At 52.2% G+C, this 21,448-nt stretch carries 22 protein-coding genes; 9 read left to right on the top strand and 13 right to left on the bottom strand.

The annotated features are described in order from the left end of the window. Position 1 precedes the first annotated feature (1 nt). The 4 genes from ACXADJ_RS05460 to msrB form a co-directional block, all read right to left on the bottom strand. On the bottom strand, positions 2–1,186 hold the full coding sequence (locus ACXADJ_RS05460) for a KpsE/RkpR family capsule polysaccharide export protein (protein WP_475063903.1): 1,185 nt from the start codon (positions 1,184–1,186) through the stop codon (positions 2–4). After that, entirely contained in the window at positions 1,183–1,836 is a 654-nt protein-coding gene (locus ACXADJ_RS05455; RefSeq protein ID WP_028293893.1) for an ABC transporter ATP-binding protein, read from the bottom strand. Before ACXADJ_RS05455 ends, ACXADJ_RS05460 begins: the two co-directional genes overlap by 4 nt. After that, entirely contained in the window at positions 1,833–2,588 is a 756-nt protein-coding gene (locus ACXADJ_RS05450) for an ABC transporter permease (protein ID WP_475063902.1), read from the bottom strand. The genes ACXADJ_RS05455 and ACXADJ_RS05450 overlap by 4 nt, the downstream gene beginning before the upstream one ends. Before the next feature lie 189 nt (positions 2,589–2,777). Beyond that, positions 2,778–3,185 carry a peptide-methionine (R)-S-oxide reductase MsrB gene (gene msrB / locus ACXADJ_RS05445; protein ID WP_475063901.1) on the bottom strand — a complete coding sequence of 136 codons (408 nt, stop codon included), beginning with the start codon at positions 3,183–3,185 and terminating at the stop codon, positions 2,778–2,780. 174 nt (positions 3,186–3,359) lie between these two features. On the opposite strand from msrB, the gene ACXADJ_RS05440 reads away from it, so the two are divergent. Both ACXADJ_RS05440 and ACXADJ_RS05435 read left to right on the top strand, forming a co-directional pair. After that, on the top strand, positions 3,360–4,577 hold the full coding sequence (locus tag ACXADJ_RS05440) for a pyridoxal phosphate-dependent aminotransferase (protein WP_475063900.1): 1,218 nt from the start codon (positions 3,360–3,362) through the stop codon (positions 4,575–4,577). 2 nt (positions 4,578–4,579) lie between these two features. Next, the gene (locus ACXADJ_RS05435; protein WP_475063899.1) at positions 4,580–4,981 is read left to right on the top strand and encodes a hypothetical protein; all 402 of its coding nucleotides are present in this window, start codon (positions 4,580–4,582) and stop codon (positions 4,979–4,981) included. Positions 4,982–5,040: 59 nt separating this feature from the next. Here ACXADJ_RS05435 and pdxB read toward each other — a convergent pair whose 3' ends face one another. Continuing rightward, entirely contained in the window at positions 5,041–6,183 is a 1,143-nt protein-coding gene (gene pdxB / locus ACXADJ_RS05430; protein ID WP_475063898.1) for a 4-phosphoerythronate dehydrogenase PdxB, read from the bottom strand. Between the two features lie 426 nt (positions 6,184–6,609). Here pdxB and acnB point away from each other — a divergent pair, with 426 nt between their 5' ends. Continuing rightward, positions 6,610–9,213 (top strand): bifunctional aconitate hydratase 2/2-methylisocitrate dehydratase, encoded by a 2,604-nt coding sequence (gene acnB, locus ACXADJ_RS05425; protein WP_475063897.1) that lies wholly within the window; start codon positions 6,610–6,612, stop codon positions 9,211–9,213. Positions 9,214–9,279: 66 nt separating this feature from the next. Here acnB and fdhD read toward each other — a convergent pair whose 3' ends face one another. Beyond that, positions 9,280–10,092 carry a formate dehydrogenase accessory sulfurtransferase FdhD gene (gene fdhD / locus ACXADJ_RS05420; protein WP_475063896.1) on the bottom strand — a complete coding sequence of 271 codons (813 nt, stop codon included), beginning with the start codon at positions 10,090–10,092 and terminating at the stop codon, positions 9,280–9,282. 61 nt (positions 10,093–10,153) lie between these two features. Further along, complete coding sequence (locus tag ACXADJ_RS05415) at positions 10,154–10,747, bottom strand: outer membrane beta-barrel protein (RefSeq protein ID WP_475063895.1); 594 nt, start codon at positions 10,745–10,747, stop codon at positions 10,154–10,156. A gap of 365 nt (positions 10,748–11,112) precedes the next feature. Here ACXADJ_RS05415 and ACXADJ_RS05410 point away from each other — a divergent pair, with 365 nt between their 5' ends. Further along, the gene (locus ACXADJ_RS05410; RefSeq protein WP_475063894.1) at positions 11,113–11,943 is read left to right on the top strand and encodes a metallophosphoesterase family protein; all 831 of its coding nucleotides are present in this window, start codon (positions 11,113–11,115) and stop codon (positions 11,941–11,943) included. Positions 11,944–11,949: 6 nt separating this feature from the next. Here the strand turns inward: ACXADJ_RS05410 and ACXADJ_RS05405 are convergent, their stop codons facing one another. Together ACXADJ_RS05405 and ACXADJ_RS05400 are read right to left on the bottom strand one after the other, a co-directional pair. Beyond that, positions 11,950–12,708, bottom strand: a complete 759-nt coding sequence (locus tag ACXADJ_RS05405) for a hypothetical protein (RefSeq protein WP_475063893.1) — start codon at positions 12,706–12,708, stop codon at positions 11,950–11,952. 7 nt (positions 12,709–12,715) lie between these two features. Beyond that, positions 12,716–13,585 carry a CLCA_X family protein gene (locus tag ACXADJ_RS05400; protein WP_475063892.1) on the bottom strand — a complete coding sequence of 290 codons (870 nt, stop codon included), beginning with the start codon at positions 13,583–13,585 and terminating at the stop codon, positions 12,716–12,718. Positions 13,586–13,896: 311 nt separating this feature from the next. Here ACXADJ_RS05400 and ACXADJ_RS05395 point away from each other — a divergent pair, with 311 nt between their 5' ends. Next, positions 13,897–14,367: a hypothetical protein gene (locus ACXADJ_RS05395; RefSeq protein WP_475063891.1), complete on the top strand. Its 471-nt coding sequence runs from the start codon at positions 13,897–13,899 to the stop codon at positions 14,365–14,367. Positions 14,368–14,511: 144 nt separating this feature from the next. Here the strand turns inward: ACXADJ_RS05395 and aspS are convergent, their stop codons facing one another. Then, positions 14,512–16,284 (bottom strand): aspartate--tRNA ligase, encoded by a 1,773-nt coding sequence (gene aspS, locus ACXADJ_RS05390; protein ID WP_475063890.1) that lies wholly within the window; start codon positions 16,282–16,284, stop codon positions 14,512–14,514. Positions 16,285–16,480: 196 nt separating this feature from the next. Between aspS and ACXADJ_RS05385 the strand changes: the two genes are divergently transcribed. The 3 genes from ACXADJ_RS05385 (at position 16,481) to ACXADJ_RS05375 (ending at position 17,981) form a co-directional block, all read left to right on the top strand. Next, on the top strand, positions 16,481–17,077 hold the full coding sequence (locus ACXADJ_RS05385) for a uracil-DNA glycosylase family protein (RefSeq protein WP_475063889.1): 597 nt from the start codon (positions 16,481–16,483) through the stop codon (positions 17,075–17,077). Between the two features lie 113 nt (positions 17,078–17,190). Next, entirely contained in the window at positions 17,191–17,520 is a 330-nt protein-coding gene (locus ACXADJ_RS05380) for a hypothetical protein (RefSeq protein ID WP_475063888.1), read from the top strand. Beyond that, positions 17,487–17,981 carry a hypothetical protein gene (locus ACXADJ_RS05375; RefSeq protein ID WP_475063887.1) on the top strand — a complete coding sequence of 165 codons (495 nt, stop codon included), beginning with the start codon at positions 17,487–17,489 and terminating at the stop codon, positions 17,979–17,981. The genes ACXADJ_RS05380 and ACXADJ_RS05375 overlap by 34 nt, the downstream gene beginning before the upstream one ends. A gap of 79 nt (positions 17,982–18,060) precedes the next feature. Here the strand turns inward: ACXADJ_RS05375 and ACXADJ_RS05370 are convergent, their stop codons facing one another. The 3 genes from ACXADJ_RS05370 to ACXADJ_RS05360 all read right to left on the bottom strand — a co-directional run bounded on the left by ACXADJ_RS05370 (position 18,061) and on the right by ACXADJ_RS05360 (position 20,091). Then, on the bottom strand, positions 18,061–18,513 hold the full coding sequence (locus ACXADJ_RS05370; protein ID WP_475063886.1) for an Hsp20 family protein: 453 nt from the start codon (positions 18,511–18,513) through the stop codon (positions 18,061–18,063). Between the two features lie 273 nt (positions 18,514–18,786). Next, positions 18,787–19,599 carry a hydroxyacylglutathione hydrolase gene (locus ACXADJ_RS05365; protein WP_475063885.1) on the bottom strand — a complete coding sequence of 271 codons (813 nt, stop codon included), beginning with the start codon at positions 19,597–19,599 and terminating at the stop codon, positions 18,787–18,789. Between the two features lie 33 nt (positions 19,600–19,632). Beyond that, on the bottom strand, positions 19,633–20,091 hold the full coding sequence (locus ACXADJ_RS05360; RefSeq protein WP_475063884.1) for an HIT domain-containing protein: 459 nt from the start codon (positions 20,089–20,091) through the stop codon (positions 19,633–19,635). Between the two features lie 126 nt (positions 20,092–20,217). Between ACXADJ_RS05360 and ACXADJ_RS05355 the strand changes: the two genes are divergently transcribed. Continuing rightward, the gene (locus ACXADJ_RS05355) at positions 20,218–21,438 is read left to right on the top strand and encodes a GNAT family N-acetyltransferase (protein ID WP_475063883.1); all 1,221 of its coding nucleotides are present in this window, start codon (positions 20,218–20,220) and stop codon (positions 21,436–21,438) included. The last annotated feature ends 10 nt before the right edge of the window (positions 21,439–21,448 follow it).

The raw sequence follows: 21,448 nt of genomic DNA, 5'->3' as shown, positions 1-21,448 counted from the left end.
GTTAATCTCTGTGCTCTTTAATAACGGCAAACAACAGGCGCCCAATCAGGTACACCAACATCAACCCGACGAACCAGGTAATGATGTTATACAGGCGTCTCGGATACTTGGCTTCTTCAGGCAGCAATGGGGCTTCAACCACCAGCAAATGCTTCAGCTTTTGCATTGCTTGGGAACGGGCGCTTTCCAGGCTGGTCAGCGAGGACGTGTACAAATCCGTTGCCAGCTCGCCGTTCAAGGCAAGTTCTTTGAAGTCCATGTTGATCTTGTTGAATCCGCCATTAGCCTCCTGCGTCAGACGACCACGCTCTTCTTTCAATTGTTGCTCAAGTGACTGGATCAAATTGGTCTGCGCACGCACCTCTGCGGAATCGTCACGCATAACGGCGTTCAGTTCTTTAAGGCGCGCCTGTGCTTTGATCAATTCAACCTGCAGCGTATTCACGCCCTCCAAAATTGCACCGCCCTCCTGCTCTGGATTGAACAAGCGGTTCTCTTCCTGAAACGCCAACAGATCACGCTGGGTATTTTTTAGCAGCCCATGTGCACGCTCCACCTCGCCTTGGGCATAGGCCATTTGCTCACGTGCCATTTTGTCGCCGAGATCATTGATGAATGCTTCGGCAATCGAAAGCAACACCTCGCTGGCATGGAGTGCAAATTCGGGGTCAAAGGCTTGTAGCTCCACTTCAAGAATGTCTGATGTTTCGTCGTGGACGACAGTGATGTGACGCTGGTAATACTCCAGATACTCTTCAGCCGTTGCATCAGCGGGCAAACGACTTAGAAAATCCACACTGGAATCTTCATAGTGCTTACGCAACCCCACCGCTTCATTCAGCTTTTTGGCCATTGCGCGAGATTCAATAAAAGCTTTGATGATCAGCGAGTCACGGGTTGAGGACGTCACGGCACCCAACGAAGCCAGACCCGTCAACTCGGTTTGAGCACCGGATTCTTTCACAACAAACTGCGACTCAGCCGCGTACCGAGGGGAAGCCACAACGCCAAAGTACACAACAATCAGCGCCGTAAAAACGAACAGCAACGACAGCGCAATGCGTTGTTTAAGGTAGCCAAACACCCGTAAAACCGGGCCTGCCTGACCAGCTTTTTTGTCGCGCTGTTCATTGGCAGTAGCGTCTGATACTACTGCTACATTTTCATCGTTATTTTCAACAGTCACGATTCGTACTCCACGATCGCGTCTTCAAGACTATCGAAGTATTCAAGCTTGCCATTACGAATGAGTAATCCTGCATCACAAAATTTCCTCAACTGCTCCATCGAGTGATTAACCATAATCACCTTGGTAGAAGAAAATTTTTCTTTTAAAACCCGTTCGCTCTTCGCCCTGAAAGCAGCGTCACCAACGGCCGTAATTTCATCAATGAGCAACACATCGAATTGAAAATCCAACGCCACCGTTATGCCCAACATCACACGTGAGCGCATGCCACTGGAATACGACTTCATCGGTTCGTCGAAGTACTGGCCGATATCGGCAAAGTCAGCCACCCGATCTTCCATAGCACGAGTGTCTGAATAGCCGTGTATCCGGGAAATGAATCGGGCATTTTCGCGCCCACTCATTTGCCCCTGCACACCGCCTTGCAGGCCAAGCGGCCAGGAAATCCGCAGATCTGACTGAATACTGCCGGACTTGGGTAATTCCGAACCGCCTAACATACGAATGAAAGTTGATTTACCAGCACCATTACGACCCAGGACACCGATGCTCTTGTCCATGGGCAAGGTGATATTCACGTCTTTGAGAATGTAGTTTCTACCGGCCTTGGTTTTGTACCACTTGGACAGACCTTCAAAATGAATCATCCGCTGATAAACCTCGGTCGGTTCAATTTGAACAATGACAGAGCCAACGCCCAAAACACCAGATTTAGCTCAATCAAGTAAACAGGATCGGCAAAATCCGAGCGGTACTCACTGAAATACCCTTCACGCATGAACTCAAGCCCGTGAAAAATTGGATTCCAGGACAGATATGGCCAGTACTGCTGAGGCAGCATATTGGCCGAGTAGAAGACACCGGAAATAAACAACAGAGGCGTCATTATGACGGTTAAGAACCGGTTCGCATCCGGCCAAAACTCCAACACCGAACACAGAATCATACCGATGGCCAAAGACAATGAAGCAAGCGAGGTAATCGCAAGCAAAAACTCCAGCAAATCATCCGGGAAGATGTCGTAAGAAAGAAACCAACCCATTAGCCCCATCAGAATCGCAAGTACAACAAAATAGGTGGTTACTTCGATGATGCTACGCGTCAGCACTGGGTCAATTGGCTCTACCTGGCGGTAGGTCATTAGCCCCTTATTGGATATGACGGCATTGGCTGACTGTGTCAGAAGCTTGGTGAACAACTTGAACGTCAGCATACCGGTAATCATGAACACCGGGACCGGCACGCCAGAGATGGACTCACGCCCAATAATTGAGAACAGAATGGCGAAGACAGCGGCTTGCCCTGCGGGCTCTGCAATCGCCCAGAAATATCCCAACCGGTTACCGCCAAAACGCGTCCTCAGCTCACGAATGAACAGCGCAAAGACGGTGTCTTTCATGATCTGGAACGATGATCTGTGTAGCGTCTTACCGGTCAAGCTCTAACCATCCCTGTAAAAAGTGTTTAGTTCTCAAACACTTACCTAAAATATCAGCTGTCGAACTCTAATAAAACGACAAAGCGATGACAAGCCGGGTGGCCCATTCCGGCCAGAGTGGACACTTTGCCACACTCCGTTGCAGCCGTGTTAGCCGTCTTGCGGTTCAAACGTCATGCTGACCGAATTGATACAAAATCGCAGTCCGGTTGGTGGCGGGCCATCCGGGAATACGTGACCAAGATGGGCATCGCAGCGGTTGCAGCGAACTTCCGTGCGAACCATGCCATGGGAGGTGTCGGTCAGTTCGGTGATGGCCCCTTCAACTTCCTGGTAGAAGCTTGGCCAGCCGCAACCGGAATCGAATTTGGTATCGGAATAAAACAAGGGAGCTTCGCAGCAGACGCAGCGATATAAACCAACACCTTTAAAATCGTGGTATTTACCCGTAAACGCTCGCTCGGTACCCGACTCGCGGGTCACGTGGTAAGTGAGAGGATCAAGTTGAGCCTGCCACTCTTGCGGTGATTTATTAACCTTGTCTTGCTGTGCTGACATAGCTGCCTCCGTAAATCGCCGCCTAGCATACCGTACACAAACTTCCATTGCCGCCCTTTCGGGTAATCTTGTGTAGCGGTATCATCGAACGCGCGGCAGCCAGCTGGTTCCGTGGGGTTCGCATCAAAATTGTCAACGAACCGCTTTTTTTCTTTTATACAGGCAGTCCATCTCATGCAGGAAATTCGGAAATCCGACAAGCTCGCTAATGTATTCTATGACATCCGTGGACCTGTATTGGATGCGGCGAAGCGCATGGAAGAAGAAGGCCACCGAATTCTGAAACTGAACATCGGCAACCCAAAACCGTTTGGTCTGGACGCACCTGAGGAAATCATTCAGGACGTCATTTACAACCTGCCAGACTCCGAGGGTTACTCTGACTCCAAAGGTCTGTTCGCGGCTCGTAAAGCCATCATGCAGTACGCCCAACAAAAGCGTATTCAGAACGTCAACATTGAAGACATCATCATTGGCAACGGCGTCAGCGAGCTGATCGTGGCTTCCATGCAGGGCCTGATCAATAACGGCGACGAAGTGCTCATTCCTGCCCCGGATTACCCTCTATGGACCGGCTCCGTTGCTTTGGCCGGTGGCAAGGCGGTGCATTACACCTGTGACGAACAGTCCGACTGGTATCCGGACCTGGACGATATGCGCGCCAAGATCACCGACAAAACCCGTGCCATGGTACTGATCAACCCGAACAACCCTACCGGTGCGGTTTATCCGAAAGAAATTCTGCTGGGCATGCTGCAAATTGCTCGTGAGCACGATCTGGTGGTGTTCTCGGATGAGATTTACGACAAGATTCTGTTTGACGAAGCCGAGCATATTTCCACTGCGTCATTGGCCGATGATCTGCTGATCATCACTATGAACGGCTTGTCGAAGAACTACCGGCTGGCGGGCTTCCGCTCCGGCTGGATGATCATCAGCGGCGCCAAACACCGCGCCCGTGATTACATTCAGGGGCTCGAAATGCTGTCCTCCATGCGTCTGTGCGCCAACGTTCCATCCATGTTCGCCATTCAAACCGCGTTGGGCGGCTATCAAAGCATCAACGATCTGGTCGCCGAAGGCGGCCGCATCCGTCAGCAGCGCGACATCGCCTGGGAAACCCTGAACAACATTCCAGGGGTGAGCTGTGTAAAACCAAAAGGTGCACTGTACTGTTTCCCGAAAATGGACGTTCAGAAGTTCAATATCCGCAACGATGAGCGCATGGTGCTGGATTTGCTGGAGCAGCAGAAAATCCTGATTGTTCATGGCACCGCATTTAACTGGAAGTCGCCGGATCACTTCCGCGTAGTGTTCCTGCCGCGTCCGGAAGATCTGACGGTCGCTATGGACCGCATCGGCCAGTTCTTCACCAGCTACAAACAAATCTGATCATGCTCGACGTCCATCTGGATGAGTTTTTCAAAGACTGTGCTTCCATCCTGCTAATGGGATTGAAGCACTTTCCAAAGCCGCAAACCCTGTTCGTGCAGGACATTTCCGGTGTTGATGATATGGACGAGTTCGGACTGCACAGTGATCGCCACCTGTCGGCGCTGGGGGCCATCACCTGGCTCAAGGAAGAAGGCTTCATACGGTTTTCTGGCTACGACCGGCAGGAATCCGTTGATGACTTCGTACTGACCGCGCGCTCGCTCAGGCAACTGCTGAAGCCAGTGAGCAACCCTAACCAGCAAGATCCCACCCCCATGTTTCAAACGCTGGAATTCGCCTTGCTGGATGGCGACACCAGTTGGGTGAAACAGCTGCTGCAAGACCAGGTTTTCAGTGACTGAGTAAAGACAAAAAAGGCGAGGCGCTGTGACAGCGGCTCGCCTTTTCAAGTAGTGCCAGATTATTTGGTTCTGACAGAGAACCCGGCAGACTCCAACAGCTGTTGCAACTCAACGCACTTGGACGGCACCCCAACCTTCATGGTTGGAATGTCCCGACGCAGCGGATAGTTACGACGCATTTCATCGAATGCCGATTTGATATCCCGAGCGCGATGCAAACGGGAGCGCATCAAACCGTCATCAACACGCACTTCGTAACAAGCTCGAATGGCGGTGCGCAGTGCCTGATTCAACGGCACCTGATCCGAGAAGTTCACACGCTTGATGCCAGGTTCTGGAAGGAACTGACCCAACTTGCGACGCACCGGAACACCGAAGAATTCACACGCCGCCTGATAAATCATCTCGGTGCCGCGCATTTTGCCATCCAGCGAGTAACCAGCAATGTGCGGCGTCGCCAGCAAGCATTGATCCATCAGCTTCAGGTCGAGGTAGGGTTCGCCTTCCCAGACATCCATAATGGCTTCAAAGTCGTCGTTGGCTTTCAGGTGCGCCAATAGCGCATCATTATCTACCACACCACCACGACTGGAGTTAATCAAACAGGCGTTAGGCTTCATCGCTGACAGCTGTTCGGCACCAATCAAGTGTCGCGTCGCGTGCTCGCCTGTTTTGGTCAACGGCGTATGACACGTCACCACGTCCGCACCCAACACCTCTTCCAGAGACGTCAACTCGCCAACATCCTCAGGGTCTTTGAACGGATCAACCGCAAGTACCTTAACACCCATTTCCTCCAGGCGACCACGCAGGGTCCCCCCCACATTGCCGACGCCAACGATGCCAACGGTCAGGTCCTCAAAGCGAACCGCACGAAGGTCCACCAGCACACTAATGGCGCTCAATACATAGTCAACCACAGCCTGGGCGTTGCAGCCCGGCGCGCTGGCAAAGCCAATACGGTTTTGCTCCAGCCAGTCCATATCGACGTGATCCGTCCCAATGGTGGCGGTACCAACGAACTTCACTGGCGTATTGGCCAGCAGCGACTCATTTACTTTGGTGACCGAACGCACCAGCAGGATATCGGCTTCAGCCAAATCTTCAGAACCGAGATTTCGGCCTTCAACGCGAGTGATTTCACCGAACTCCGCAAAAAAGGAATCGATAAGAGGAATGTTTTCGTCAGCGACTATTCGCACAATGGGACGCTCATCTTTTGGACATGCCCGCATTCTCGCAAAACACCTTGGCTCATTACAATCTGTGAATTTGATTTGAAACACTCTGTAAGACTTCGACGACCCAACACACCGTTTCCACTTCGCAACGAATCTGAAACCGACAAGACTGTCTCATTACCGAACACGCTGACTGGTTAGTGCTGTCCCTGCCAATAGGCGAGAGCCTCAATGCAACACATACAACCATTGACTTCGACCAAAGTAGGGATATTTGCTGAATGAATAGCGAATATCAGTACAAAGAGCCTTACAAAAGCCACTCACAATATTAGCATTTACTGAAAACATCCGATTCCACCAAAACCATACCGTCAGAGGATTACCAAAGCCCTCACAAGGGGCCGATAAGTAAGTCCTCTGATCACAAGAGAAGAGGAAAACACCGTGTTAGAAGCCTATCGAGCCCATGTAACAGAACGTGCAGAACAAGGTATCCCACCCAAGCCTCTGAATGCCGAACAAACCGCCGCCCTGGTGGAGTTACTGAAAAACCCACCCACTGGCGAAGAAGAGACCCTGCTGTACCTGCTTGAGAACCGAATCCCGCCCGGCGTCGATGAAGCGGCGTACGTAAAAGCAGGTTTCCTCAGTGCCATCGCCAAAGGTGAAACCACCTGCGAATTGGTTTCTCGCCAGAAGGCCGTTGAACTGCTCGGCATGATGCAAGGTGGCTATAACATCGAAACACTGGTGTCGCTGTTGGACGATGCAGAACTGGCGGAACTGGCTGGTGAGCAACTGAAAGGCACCTTATTAATGTTCGATGCCTTCAACGACGTTCAGGAAAAAATGGCCGCCGGCAATGATGTTGCCAAAGCGGTAATGGAATCCTGGGCCAATGGAGAATGGTTCACCAGGAAGAACAAGGTCGCTGAAAGCATCAAGATGGTGGTCTTCAAGGTCACCGGCGAAACCAACACCGACGACCTATCCCCGGCTCCGGATGCATGGTCTCGTCCGGACATTCCGCTGCACGCCCTTGCCGCCTATAAAATGACACGCGACGGTCTGGAGCCAGAAGAACACGGCGTCAAAGGCCCCATGAAGCAAATCGAAGACATCAAGTCGAAAGGCTTGCCAGTGGCATTCGTTGGTGACGTGGTTGGTACTGGCTCCTCCCGTAAGTCTGCCACCAACTCCGTGTTGTGGTTCTTCGGCGAGGACATCCCCGGCGTCCCTAACAAGCGCGGCGGCGGTGTTTGTATCGGCAACAAGGTTGCGCCGATTTTCTTCAATACGATGGAAGATGCCGGTGCACTGGTGTTCGAAGCCCCTGTCGACAACATGAACATGGGTGATGTGATCGAAATCCGCCCTTACGAAGGCAAGATTCTTAACGAAGCTGGCGACGTTATCTCCGAATTCAAATTCAAATCCGACGTCATTCTGGATGAAGTACAGGCTGGCGGTCGTATTCCGCTGATCATTGGTCGAGGCCTCACTACCAAGGCCCGAGAGGCCCTTGGACTTGGCACCACCGACCTGTTCCGCCTGCCACACGACCCAAGCGCCTCCAGCGCCGGTTTTTCGCTGGCGCAGAAAATGGTGGGCAAAGCCTGCGGTCTTCCTGAAGGCCAGGGCATTCGTCCGGGCACCTATTGCGAGCCCAAGATGACCACCGTAGGCTCCCAGGACACCACTGGGCCTATGACTCGTGACGAACTGAAAGACCTCGCCTGCCTTGGCTTCCAGGCCGATCTGGTAATGCAGTCGTTCTGCCACACAGCGGCCTATCCAAAGCCGGTCGATATTGAAACCCAGCACACCCTGCCAGACTTCATACGGACACGTGGCGGTGTTTCCCTACGCCCCGGCGACGGCATTATTCACTCCTGGCTGAACCGCATGCTGCTGCCGGATACTGTCGGCACTGGTGGTGACTCACACACCCGTTTTCCGATGGGTATTTCCTTCCCTGCCGGTTCCGGTTTGGTGGCTTTTGCAGCCGCTACAGGCGTGATGCCGTTGGATATGCCGGAGTCTGTTCTGGTGCGTTTCAGCGGCAAGATGCAACCCGGCATCACCCTGCGCGATCTGGTGCATGCAATTCCACTGTACGGCATCAAGCAAGGCCTGCTGACCGTTGAGAAGAAAGGCAAAATAAACGAATTCTCTGGCCGCATTCTGGAGATTGAAGGTCTGGAACACCTGACTGTCGAACAGGCGTTCGAGCTTTCGGATGCTTCTGCTGAGCGCTCCGCCGCTGGCTGTACCATCAACCTGTCGGAAGACTCCGTTGCCGAATATCTGAAGTCCAACATTGTGATGTTGCGCTGGATGATTGCCGAAGGTTACGGCGACCCACGTACGCTGGAGCGTCGTGCCGCAGCCATGGAAGCCTGGCTGGAGAACCCGAGCCTGATGCGCGCCGATAAGGACGCAGAATACGCTCACGTTATTGAGATCAACCTCGACGACATCAAAGAGCCGGTCGTCTGCTGTCCGAACGACCCGGACGACGCCAAGCTGCTGTCTGAGGTTGCTGGCGACAAGGTCGATGAAGTCTTTATTGGTTCCTGCATGACCAACATCGGTCACTTCCGCGCCGCCGGTAAATTGCTGTCCCAGCATAAAGGCAACCTGACCACCCGCATGTGGATGTCGCCGCCTACCCGCATGGACCAGGCTCAACTGAACGAAGAAGGCTACTACAACATCTATGGCACTTCCGGTGTGCGAATGGAAATGTCCGGCTGTTCGCTGTGCATGGGTAACCAGGCACGGGTTCAGTCCGGCAGTACCGTGCTATCGACCTCAACCCGTAACTTCCCTAACCGACTGGGTGACGGCGCCAACGTGTACCTGACCTCTGCGGAACTGGCCGCGGTCGGTGCCATCGTCGGCAAACTGCCAACGCCAGCGGAATACATGGAGTACGCCAACAAGCTCGATAGCATGTCAGCAGATATCTATAAGTATCTGAATTTCGACAAAATGGATGCTTACACCAAAAAGGCAGCGACGGCGCTGATCGCCTCCGCCAGCTAACCCATACGGAAATAAAAAACCCCGGACAGCGCAGCTGCCCGGGGTTTTGCGATATTCGAATTGACTTTAACTGGCATACACTACATGCCGACCGCTGCGCGCAAAACCAATCAGGTTCATTCCCGCCAACTCCGCATGCTCAATGGCCATCGTGGTCGGTGCAGACACCGCTACCAGCGTCGCAATGCCTACCGAAGCACATTTGCCCACTAACTCGTAACTGGCACGGCTTGAAACCAGCACAAACCCCTTACGATCAAAACCCGGCTGGCGGTGCAAAGCCCCAATGAGCTTGTCCAGCGCATTGTGGCGACCGACATCCTCAAAGGCCATTTGAATATTGCCGTCTAAGGAACACCAGGCGGCCCCATGAACGGCACCGGTCAGCCGCTGCAAAGGCTGGAAGTTGACCAATTGGGACAAGGCAATATCAATCACCTGCGCGGATGGCGCAGGCACGGAAACAACCCGCGGAGGAACCCGAATAGCTTGCTGTAGCGACTCCGCACCACACAAACCACATCCGGTTCGCCCTGTCAGGTTACGACGACGCTGCTTGAGTGCTGCAAACCGCTCTGAAGACAGCTCCACCAGCACCTGATACCCCGACGAAGCGGCAACGACATCCACGCCATACATGTCAGACGATGCGACCGCAATGCCCTCCGTCAACGAGAACCCTATGGCGAAATTTTCCAGGTTGTCAGGTGTTGCCATCATCACAACGTGTGAGACACCGTTGTAAACCATGGCCACCGGCACTTCCTCTGCAATCTGGTCGTCGGCGTCGCTTACGCCCCAAACACCACCAGTCCCAGCCTTCTTCGTTCGGGCCGCTACCGAACGGGTTTTCGATACCACTGTCTTCAATGCCTGCAAAATAAGTTACGCCGCCATGGTACACAGCGGCGCTTCGTTCGTAATCATCGGCTTAACCGCTTTAGAACATAAAACCGACACCAACGGATGCAAAATCCAGATCGGCATCGACGTTGTCGTCATCAAACCGGGCGCGTTCATATTCAGCCCGCAAGTTCACATTCTCCAGCAACCCTAACGAGACGCCCGCGCCGTAGAACAATGTTGAACCATCTGCAGAACTGCCATATCCCAGCGGCCCTGTAGTGTCCACGTTCCACCACAAACGACCGCCCTTCACGAAAATACGTGAGTGGTCACCCAGTGGCATACCTAACAACAAGGAGGCCGTATAGCCATCGGTATCCAGGCTGAAGCCGTTGTCCTCATATTTGCCCATATCGAGGTACTGGCCTTCGATACCGATCCAGTCATTGGCCCACACGCCAGCGAACACCTTCCAGCTACTGCGATCGTCGTCAAATTCCCCCAACTCGCCCTCATCAATGGCGTTATCGCGAATCTCCAGATTATCGAGCTTGCTGTACATCACGCTGCCACCCACAAACGGATCGACGTCACCGCCATGGTAGCCATAGTCATCCGCTACAGCGGGCATTGCCGCCACGCCGATCAGTGTTGAAGAAAGTGCAGTTACCAGTGTCAGCTGTTTCATTTTGTACCCCTGTACTTTTGTTGTTCCACCTGACCAACGGTCCGCGGAACTTCAATTTAATATCAGAAGGGTCAATAAACCCTCGGTTTCAGGGGGTCAGAAACGACACTGTCAGGATTTGTTCAGGGTTTCTTGCAAACTCACTGTTGCAGAAACTATCAGCAAAAAATGACATCTCGCGGACGACCAGAGGCCTCAGGAGTTCCGTATATTTATCAGTAACAGGCACGCTACATCTGCCAACGGGCTTGGGGGAATTTTCTCGCACTGCATGGTCACACTTATACAGAAGTGATCTTTACCTTTTGCAAACCCCTCCAAGCGAGCTTGTTCAATCATCAACCGGACTAATTGGAAACCAGCACATGCGCATCGCACACCTGTCCGACCTGCATTTCGGCCGCGACCAAACAGAGGTAGCCGAACGCATCATCCGCCAACTCAACAGCATGAACCTTGATCAGATCATCATCAGTGGTGACCTGACACAGATCGCCAGCCACGAAGAATTCATCGCGGCGCGACAGTTTATCGACCGGCTCGACGCACCGGTCCACGTTGTACCAGGCAACCACGACCTCTCACCCAACAATCTGCCGGAAAGATTCCTTTATCCGTGGAAGAAGTGGCAGCGCCATATCCAACCAGAACTTCAACCCGTCACGGACACAAGCAATATAAAAATCGTTGGGCTCAATACAGCACGGAGAATGGGCTGGTATCTGGATTGGTCGCGGGGACGTATTAATGACCAACAAATCCGGTACGTTACCGAACAGTTGTCAGACACCGCCGAAAACAAACTTCGAATCGTGGTGGCTCATCATCCATTCTGGCTGCCCCCCACCAGCATGCATCGCAAACTGATTGGCGGACGTGATGAAGCCATTGAGCAATTCGACAAGCTGGACGTTGATCTGGTACTGGGCGGCCACATCCATATCGCTTTTGCAGAAACCTTGCAGGGCGTGGTGATTTCCCATGCAGGCACAACGACATCCGACCGACTGCTAAAAGGCCACCCGAACAGCTTCAACCTGATTGAAGGCAATCGGGAACAGCTAAGCATTACCGAATGGGACTGGCACCATGAAACATTTCAGGCGGGTAACTGCCGGTCGTTCAGTCGAATCGGTGATAACTGGGAAAACGATGAGCGGGCAAATTTGGCATCAGCCTGCAATGGCAATGACTGACCGCACTCATTCGTGCAACTGAGCAATCATACTTTCCAGCCAGCTCAGTTTCTGATCTTTTCGGTACGGACTGGCAAAACGATACCAGGGCCGCCCCAGTGCCAGCCCCCGAATATCAGGTAGCCGCACAAGGCATTCTTCCGCCAGGCTTTTGAGCACGCCGTTGCTTCCCCAAGCGGCAAATACAACATCAGCCTCAGTCAACTGGTCAAATTCGCGATGCCGATGCGGTGAAAGAATACTGTGAAATGGCCAATGCATGGCTGCCTCATCAACATCACTCGTACCCTCAATATTAGCCACAGCGCCCTCAACATGTGCTACAGCCAGCTGTCGAACCTGCTGAGCAAAGGCTGTGGAATCCGCATTGCAAATGTCGGAAAGATTCACCAGACGTAAATGCTTCCAGCCCATCGCCTCCATCAACCGCATCAATTGATACTGGGTGTTATCCGTTTTCAGCCAGAGCGATTTAGTCGCCATAACGGAAGCATCACCCGACTGCCGACGCGGAATCTCATTGTCACTTTTTAACTGATCCGGAAGCCAATTCGCCCCACCCGGATTCATCAGAATGGCAACCGCATCCGGAGTCGCGCCAGACACCGCGGCATCATCAATAGATAACGGTATAATTTCTTTGGAAAAGATGTCCGCACTCGACCGGCACAAAACATCACCGCAAGGCAAAGTCGCATAATAGAAGTGTCCACATACCTGAAACTGCTGCTTCAGTTCAGCGGCGTAGATAAATTCCATACCCATTTAATGATTAATCCAGATGCACAGATTTCAGCAAGGCTGCTGCCAGTGCGGAAAAATAATCCGCAAAGGCTCGATTGATGCGCAAGCGCTGCCGCCCTTTCGGATACAGCCCCATTTGCGCCTCATCGGTTTTGAGGGTGCCCTTCACCAGAAACTGGTTGCGAACAAAGGCATCTTGCACAAAAGCTTCGAAGCATCGTGCTGCCATTTCTTCTGGCTTGCTGTAGTAGTGAACACCTAATGCCCGATCAGCCTTAACACTGGCTTCACATAATTCGCTGGGAGTTTCACCGTCTTCACACAGCATGATGGCCTGAAAGCATTGATCCAGCCGTTGATTCAACGGATGCGGCCGCATTTCATTTTCAAGCCATAAGGAGGATGCAAACTTGCCGGGATTAACCTCAGCCAAACCATCGAACGCATGTGCCGCGATATAGTGATCAAAAGCATGAAACCACTCATGGGCAATACTGCCAGGGCCCGCGTTCTTGGCCAGCGCGAAGGTTCGCTGCAACGGCGCGTAGTGGGCAGACACTCCGGGGCGACCGCCAGTGCCGTACTGCAACCCCAGCGTTCCCCTCAGCGACACCAGTTGCTGACCAAGAACGATCTGTCGGTGGGACTGCAACCGCCCGCCTGCCAGAATAACGACAAGATCACTGAGCGCGTCGTAGAAATGCCCTGCTGCCCGCTCCTGCTCAGCCTTGGTGACCCATTTTCCAATCTCAATAGTTGGAAAGTCGAACCACTGCCTGATGGTTTGAAAATCGGGCACCACGCCACCCAATAACTGCCGATGATCAGGACCATTGCGGTAGAACTGACGCGGCTCTGAGGTTTTTTTGGACCAACGGGATGATGAGTCAGAAGGCATTGGAGCAATCGCAGCCAGAAGATTATCGGGCTGAGTACTATAACCAGCACATACAAAGGAGCAAGCAACGGCGCAGGATTTATCGCTTTCTACACAACAGGTCCCACAACAGAAACGGCAACAGAAACGACAACAGATTTTCGCGAACAAGTTCGATCACTCGTTAGATAGTAAATGAAACACCTATTTCACAAAAACAAGCAGAGACAGGTCTGTCAGTTCCAATAAGTAGTAATACCAAGATTTTGATATAGCCAATTCCGTCAAAAAGCCTATTGTCAGGTATGGATGCAATCAACGCGGAGGTAAGTATGCAGTCTGTTTCCGGGAATTGGGCAACCACCAACGACATACTTCATTTAACCGGCACCCTGCACCATCAGGCCAGCGTGCTGTTCAGCCAACTACGCGAAACCACCCAGAAAGAACGGGTAGATATGGTGATGAAGCTGCTTGCCGAGCTCGAGGAAAAGCAAGCCTGTGCTATCGCACGGGTATCCAGCGATGCCTCCAAAAGCACCCTGTCAGAGTGGCACCGTTTCGAGCCCACAGCCATCAAAGACCTGATTGAAGAGAATCATGGCTGTCATGACGACATGGCCACGGAAGAAGTCATCAATCTTGCCCTGTTGCTTAATGAACACCTGATCGATGCCTTTGAAAGCCTCGCTTCTGAAGCAGCAAGCCGTGAGTCAAGGCAGCTATTTGAAGGGATGCGCGAATTGGAGCGTAGCCAGCGAATAGCGACGGTACGCTCCGCCATGTCGGTGAATGATTGGTAAACCACCGAGCCAGCAATCAAGAAAACCAGCAATCAAGAGAGCCTACGCAAAGGCAACCAACAAAAAGCCACCAATAAAGAACCACCAATAAAAACGGGAGCCGAAGCTCCCGTTTTCATATCAAACCCTTGTCAGCGACAAGAATTACTCAGCCTTTGGCTTTTCACGCAGTTTGATGTGCAGATCACGCAGCTGAGCGTTGCTCACTTCGCCCGGTGCCTTGGTCATTACACAGGCAGCAGACTGGGTTTTCGGGAAAGCAATCACTTCACGGATGCTGGTCGCGCCAGTCATCAACATGATCAGACGATCCAGACCGAATGCCAGACCACCGTGCGGCGGCGCACCGAACTTCAGAGCGTCGAGCAGGAAGCCGAACTTCTCTTGCTGTTCTTCTTCGGAGATACCCAGACAACGGAATACCGCTTGCTGCATATCCTGGTCGTGAATACGGATGGAACCACCGCCCAGCTCACAGCCGTTCAGTACCATGTCGTAGGCACGGGACAGAGCGGCCAGCGGGTTGGCTTCCAGCTCTTCTGCGGAACAGCTTGGTGCAGTGAATGGGTGATGCAGTGCAGTTACGGAACCGTCGTCGTTCTCTTCGAACATCGGGAAGTCAACAACCCACAGCGCAGCCCACTCGCTGGTGTACAGGTTCATGTCTTCTGCCACCTTGCAACGCAGAGCGCCCAGAGCTTCACAAACAACCTTGGTCTTGTCAGCGCCGAAGAAGACGATGTCGCCGTTCTTAACGTCCAGCTTCTCCATGATCTTCAGGGTGTTTTCATCACCGATGAACTTGATGATCGGAGACTGTAGGCCTTCGATGCCTTTTTCCAGCTCGTTCACCTTGATCCAGGCCAGACCTTTGGCACCGTAGATACCAACGAACTTGGTGTATTCGTCGATCTGCTTACGGGACAGCTCAGCACCACCCGGTACTTTCAATGCAGCAACGCGGCACTTTGGATCTTTGGCAGGCGCAGCGAATACCTTGAAGTCGATGTCTTGCAGGAATTCTTCTACGTCCACGATTTCCATCGGAATACGCATATCCGGCTTGTCAGAGCCGTACTTGGACATGGCTTCAGCGAACGGCATGCGTGGGAAGTCGCCCAGATCTACACCCAGTTCTTTCTGGAAGATGCCTTTGATCATGTCCTGAGTCATGCCCATGATCTGCTCTTCGTCGATGAAAGAGGCTTCGATATCGATCTGGGTGAATTCAGGCTGACGGTCAGCGCGCAGGTCTTCGTCACGGAAACACTTGGCGATCTGGTAGTAACGGTCAAAACCGGACACCATCAGCAGTTGCTTGAACAGCTGTGGAGACTGCGGCAGTGCGAAGAAGTTACCTTCGTGAGTACGGCTTGGCACCAGGTAGTCACGGGCACCTTCTGGGGTAGCGCGAGTCAGGATCGGAGTTTCAATGTCCAGGAAGCCGTTTTCGTCCAGGTAGTTGCGAACACCGGAAGTCACCTTGGAGCGGAAACGCAGCTTGTCCTGCATCTCTGGACGGCGCATGTCCATGAAACGGTACTTCAGACGAATGTCTTCGCCCACGTCGGTGTAGCCGTCCAGTGGGAATGGCGGAGTCTGAGCCTTGTTCAGGACAACGATTTCCTTGCCCAGAACTTCGATCATGCCGGTTTTCATGTTGGCGTTGGTGGTGCCTTCAGGACGACCACGTACACGACCGGTAATCTGGATAACGAACTCGGAACGCACGCTGTCAGCGGTATTGAAGGCTTCAACGGTATCCGGGTCGAAAACTACCTGAACCAGACCTTCGCGATCGCGAACGTCCAGGAAGATAACGCCACCATGGTCACGGCGACGGTGTACCCAGCCACAGAAAGTAACTGTTTGATCAATCAGTGTTTCGTTGATATCACCACAATAGTGAGTGCGCATTGTAGGGTCCTGCTACCAGTGAGTGTCACGCCGCCGACCCGGCTCAAAAAACGAGCACCACAGGCGGCGAGCTGTACAGATTTTAAAAGGCGGGCATTATAGCGGGAATTCTCCGGCCTCGTCACGGGTGTAACAGCTCATCCTTGCACGACTTGTTGGGAATATTGATCACCTGCACACAACACGTACAGCAACCATGTCCTTGATCCCGCTTCTGAACGAAATCCGCGACTGTTCTCACTGTAAAGAGCACCTGCCGCTGGGGCCCCGTCCCGTCGTACGGGCCAGTGAAACCGCCAGAATATTGATCATTGGCCAGGCACCAGGCACCAAAGTTCACGCCTCGGGGATTCCATGGGACGACGCCAGCGGCAAACGCTTACGTGAGTGGTTAGCACTGACGCCCGAGCAATTCTATGACGATAGCCAGATCGCCATTATGCCAATGGGATTCTGTTATCCAGGGAAAGGTAAAAGTGGTGACTTGCCGCCACGCAAGGAATGCGCGCCGCTGTGGCATAAGCTGTTATTGGAGAAAATGCCCAACATCGAGCTGGTTTTGCTGATCGGTCAATACGCCCAAAACCACTATCTGCCGGCCGACTTTCTGAAGCATTACAAGACACTGACCGAACGGGTTCAGAACTGGCAACAAGTACCGAGGCCATTTTATGTGTTGCCCCACCCATCACCAAGAAATCAGATATGGCTCAAAAAGAATCCGTGGTTTGAACTGGAAGTAGTTCCCGAAGCAAGACTGAGATTCCAAAAGACCCAGACCCCTAACACCTAACACCTAATAGTCATTGGACAATGCCGTTCACCCCCCCTGTTTTATAATGTTAAATGAATCACGCCATACAGGAATCACGTTATGTAACATGGTCCCAAAATGGAGAAACAAATATGGAATGTCCAAAAATCACAACAGTTACTTTCAGCAGTACCGGTAAAACGGCGATTGAAAAAATCCGTCAATACATATCGAGTGGGAAATACTTGGCCACTGCATCAGGACTAGGGCAGTTGGCATTGATCTTTACAAGTAAAAAGCCACTTGATGTTGCGTACAACATCGACAATACGGATTTCAGAGCCTTTGCCGAAGGCATGATGAGCATTCCGGTCATTGTTCGAAACAGAATCGAACAAACTGCGGGGTTGCAGTACTTAAAGGCACCAACGCCTCAAGAGCGAATTTTTTGGAAATCTATTTATCAAGGCTGCTCATTTTGAAATATCACTTCATAGCAATCATCGCAGCGGCATTATCAGCATGTGCAAACTCAGATATTCAAACGAGCGAAATTTCAGAAATCAGGTCAGATTATCAAGAACGCTTAACATATTGCTCAATGCTCGAGCGTAACTCAGGGTTTGATGCAGTGTCATTCCAAAAGCTTGACATATCCGCCACTAAAGCGAGGCAAATTATAGCCTATCAGTATCTTAAAACATCCAGAGACTGTTATCGCTCAGAAGAAGGTGAATATCGAGAAATTCTGGAGACACATTACTACCAATTAGACCCTTCACTCCGTGATGAATTGGATTTGATAATAGCAGCCGAAAAAGAAGAGACTAAAGAACAAAAAGATTATAAATACAATATTCCAGAAACACTCCGAAAAAAGGTAGAAAAGAGCGGAATTTTTAATTCACCTTTCAACCCGATTACTGCTCCCATTATTAACTAATATTCGCCTCTAATTATGGTTTGCCCCCATTCAGAAACAGCGGCACCCCGAAGGGTGCCCCTCGTGCTATGCATATCAATCAGGCAGCATTATCAGACTGATAACCAATGGTTTCTGCTCCGCCAATCGAAATCTGACGAGGCTTGGCCGCTTCCGGAATTTCTTTTTTCAGGCTGATGGTCAAGAGGCCATCCTGAAGATCGGCACCGGTTACTTCAACGTGATCCGCGAGATTGAACTTGCGCTCAAAGCTGCGGTAGGCAATGCCCTGGTGCAAGTACTGGCGGGACTCTTCACCTTCTTTCTTGCCCTTCACGGTCAACACGTTTTCGTGCACCTGAAGATCCAGTTCTTCGCGGCGGAAGCCCGCAACGGCCAGTGCAATCGAGTACTGATTCTCGTCCAGCGCCTCAATGTTGTATGGAGGGTAGCCAGAACCTGCGTCTGTTTTGGTGGCCGCATCAAGCATATTAAACAGATGATCGAAGCCGATGCTGTTACGGTACAGAGGTGCAAAATCAATACGGTTCATAATATATCTCCTGTGGTTGCTCCAAAGACACAACCGATTAATTAAATACAGAATGAACAACTCTCGAGTGTTGTTTGTGGCGATGACCCTTAATCAGTTTGGCATCATCCGCTCACACTACTTAGATATGGCCGACCAAATCGCTTTCAAGGGTTTAAAACAAAAAAATGAAAGTTTTTTCGGCAATAAAAAAGGCGCTATCCAAGCGCCTTGTCATGTCGATCTATTTATCTGGAGGTTACCCCAGATGATTTCAATGGCCAGCAGGACCCCTCACCACTGATCCCGCAAGCTTCTCAGTGCCTTGAACACATCACGGTCACCCAACCCCAGGTCCGGGAACTGCTGCAACAGCACCTCGCGGATTTCTGGCTGATTCAAACGCAGGAACGAGTTGTAGCTGCGCTCCTGACCCAGATTCATCACCGGCATATCGTCTGGCTCACAGCCAGACACCTGATCCTGCCAGTACTGAATCATGTCATTGCCCGGCTCACGAGTCTGCGCAAACGCCAGATTGTTCTTCATGTAGTCGTGCCCGGGGTACAGCAACACATCATCGGCCAGCGGCTGAAAGCGGGAGACAAAGGTGTCGTACAAAGTATCGGGATCACCACCAAACGGCACACTGCACTTACCAGCCCCGGCGTTGAACAAGGTGTCGCCTGAAAACAACACAGGCTCGCCGTTCGGGCCAGCACTTGCCGAGTCGCGATCACTCAGCAAACACAAATGCACCGCCGTATGACCCGGCGTAAACAGCACGTTAAACGCCAGACTGCCCAGCTCGACACGGTCGCCCGCCTGCAAGCCGCGATCAACGTCCGGAATCACACAACGAGCGGCTTCGTAAGCCAGAATCTCTGCACCTGTCGCAGCCTTTACGCCCGGGTTCCCACCAATATGATCGTGATGCTCGTGGGTATTGATGATCAGTTTGATATTCAACCCCTGCTCTTCTGCCATCGCCAACACCACATCGGCGTCCAAGGGGTCGATGGCAATGGCCTGACGGGTTTCTTCGCAACCAATTACATAGTTGTAATTGCGCAAGTTGTTGTTCATGTAACGTCGCAAGACGATCATAGTGGCCTCCGTCAGGCAGATTGAGTGCGGGGATTACCAGTAGATGTTGTTTTCAACATCATCCGAGCCATCAATGTCTTCCACAAAATGACTGGAGAACAACCCCTTCAGCTCATGTACTCGTTTTTCCAGCTCTGCGTCGGTGTATGGCACCGCTGGGCTGTGTCCCCATACTGGACCAGGCCAGGCCGGGTCGTTTTCCTTACGCGCCACATGGTGTACGTGCAACTGCGGCACCACGTTACCAAGCTCCGCGACATTCATGGATTTGGCGGAATATAAATCAGCCATTTTTTCGGCCACCCAGGCAGACTCACGCATCAGCTGAGTCTGGTCGGCGATCGACAGGTGATAGTATTCGCGGGCATCTACGCGGGCCGGAACCAAAATCACCCATGGATAACGGCTGTCGTTCATTAACAGCACCTGGCACAGTGGCAAGCGGCCAATAAACACAGTGTCTTGTTGCAGTCGACTATCGAGCGTAAACATAATGAAGCTCCTTGAATAAAGCGGAATGCCTGTTGGTCAGGCAAGAGCAGATACAACTTGTGTGACATCTATTCTGCCCCTTTGATTCTTCATGTTAGGCAAAAGCTACCCTCAGGTCACTGATTTATGGCGGTTTTTCAAGTTATCCAAAGTGTCGACCAGCTGGATAAAGCGGTCTGGGACGACCTTAACCAGCAGCGCTACCCCTTTCTGGACTACCGGTTTTTGAAGGCACTGGAACAACAGCGCTGCATCGGTGGCGACAGCGGCTGGCAGCCGCAATACCTGACACTGTATCTGGACGAGCTAGCGGAGTCCGAGCCGGCCAATACTCGCCCGGATGCCGTTCTGCCAACCTTTCTGAAAGAACACAGCTACGGCGAATACGTATTCGACTGGAGCTGGGCCGAAGCCTATCAACGCCATGGATTTCAGTATTACCCCAAGCTGTTGTGTGCTGCCCCTTTTACTCCAGCAACCGGGCCAAGACTGCTGTTTAACGAGCAATCGCACACCGCAGAAGCGCTTTGGCCTGCCGCCATTGCCGCGCTGGATAACTGGTCTGACACCGAACGCATGTCCGGCTGGCACCTGAATTTTCCCAATCAGCGTGACGCCAGAGCCTTACAAGGCCTATCCGAATCCCATGCACTATTGCTCCGGCGTGCTTGCCAGTTTCATTGGTTCAACCGCGACTACCGCTCCTTCGAACAGTTTCTGGAAACCTTCAGCAGCCGCAAACGCAAGTCGGTCAAAAAGGAACGCAAGCGGATTCAGGAAGGTGGAATTGAGTTACACCGGCTGACCGCCGACACCCTGACAACAGAAGCGATTGAACGCTTTTACACCTGCTACCAGCTGACCTACATGAAACGCGGCATGCAGGGTTACCTGAACAAGGGCTTTTTCAACCAACTGGTGGAAACCATGGCAGAGCAGATGCTGTTGGTAGAAGCCTGGCTGGATCAACAGCACCTGGCATCGGCGCTGTACTTCTTCGACGACCAGACACTGTACGGGCGTTACTGGGGCTGCCTGGATGAATACGACGGCCTGCATTTTGAAGCCTGCTATTACCAGGGCATTGAGTTCTGTATCGAACGCTCGCTAGCGCATTTTGACCCAGGTACTCAGGGCGAACACAAGATTGCCCGTGGTTTTGAACCGGTGTTGACCGCCAGCCTGCACCGACTGCACCAACCCGATTTCAACGCCGCGGTGGCGGATTTTCTGGAGCAGGAACTGCCCCACATTCTGGAATACCAGCAGCAAGCAAGAACCCTGCTGCCGTTCAAGGAAGATGCCTTTGGCTCAGCCTCCTCAGGGCTAAAAGAATTCGCTCCCTGAGCCCGCCACA

The organism is Oceanobacter sp. ABM4_470, from assembly GCF_056158645.1.
The sequence above is the reverse complement of the archived record's forward strand: the minus strand, read 5'-3'. Positions and strand labels throughout refer to the sequence as shown.

Coding starts and splice junctions, on each gene's coding strand:
- ACXADJ_RS05435 (WP_475063899.1), top strand. CDS start 4,580: ATGCTCGACGTCCATCTGGATGAGTTTTTCAAAGACTGTGCTTCCATC.
- msrB (WP_475063901.1), bottom strand. CDS start 3,185: ATGTCAGCACAGCAAGACAAGGTTAATAAATCACCGCAAGAGTGGCAG.
- ACXADJ_RS05365 (WP_475063885.1), bottom strand. CDS start 19,599: ATGATCGTCTTGCGACGTTACATGAACAACAACTTGCGCAATTACAAC.
- ACXADJ_RS05385 (WP_475063889.1), top strand. CDS start 16,481: ATGTCCTTGATCCCGCTTCTGAACGAAATCCGCGACTGTTCTCACTGT.
- ACXADJ_RS05395 (WP_475063891.1), top strand. CDS start 13,897: ATGCAGTCTGTTTCCGGGAATTGGGCAACCACCAACGACATACTTCAT.
- ACXADJ_RS05450 (WP_475063902.1), bottom strand. CDS start 2,588: ATGAAAGACACCGTCTTTGCGCTGTTCATTCGTGAGCTGAGGACGCGT.
- ACXADJ_RS05355 (WP_475063883.1), top strand. CDS start 20,218: ATGGCGGTTTTTCAAGTTATCCAAAGTGTCGACCAGCTGGATAAAGCG.
- ACXADJ_RS05400 (WP_475063892.1), bottom strand. CDS start 13,585: ATGCCTTCTGACTCATCATCCCGTTGGTCCAAAAAAACCTCAGAGCCG.
- ACXADJ_RS05410 (WP_475063894.1), top strand. CDS start 11,113: ATGCGCATCGCACACCTGTCCGACCTGCATTTCGGCCGCGACCAAACA.
- ACXADJ_RS05360 (WP_475063884.1), bottom strand. CDS start 20,091: ATGTTTACGCTCGATAGTCGACTGCAACAAGACACTGTGTTTATTGGC.
- ACXADJ_RS05405 (WP_475063893.1), bottom strand. CDS start 12,708: ATGGGTATGGAATTTATCTACGCCGCTGAACTGAAGCAGCAGTTTCAG.
- ACXADJ_RS05380 (WP_475063888.1), top strand. CDS start 17,191: ATGGAATGTCCAAAAATCACAACAGTTACTTTCAGCAGTACCGGTAAA.
- aspS (WP_475063890.1), bottom strand. CDS start 16,284: ATGCGCACTCACTATTGTGGTGATATCAACGAAACACTGATTGATCAA.
- ACXADJ_RS05455 (WP_028293893.1), bottom strand. CDS start 1,836: ATGATTCATTTTGAAGGTCTGTCCAAGTGGTACAAAACCAAGGCCGGT.
- ACXADJ_RS05440 (WP_475063900.1), top strand. CDS start 3,360: ATGCAGGAAATTCGGAAATCCGACAAGCTCGCTAATGTATTCTATGAC.
- ACXADJ_RS05415 (WP_475063895.1), bottom strand. CDS start 10,747: ATGAAACAGCTGACACTGGTAACTGCACTTTCTTCAACACTGATCGGC.
- ACXADJ_RS05370 (WP_475063886.1), bottom strand. CDS start 18,513: ATGAACCGTATTGATTTTGCACCTCTGTACCGTAACAGCATCGGCTTC.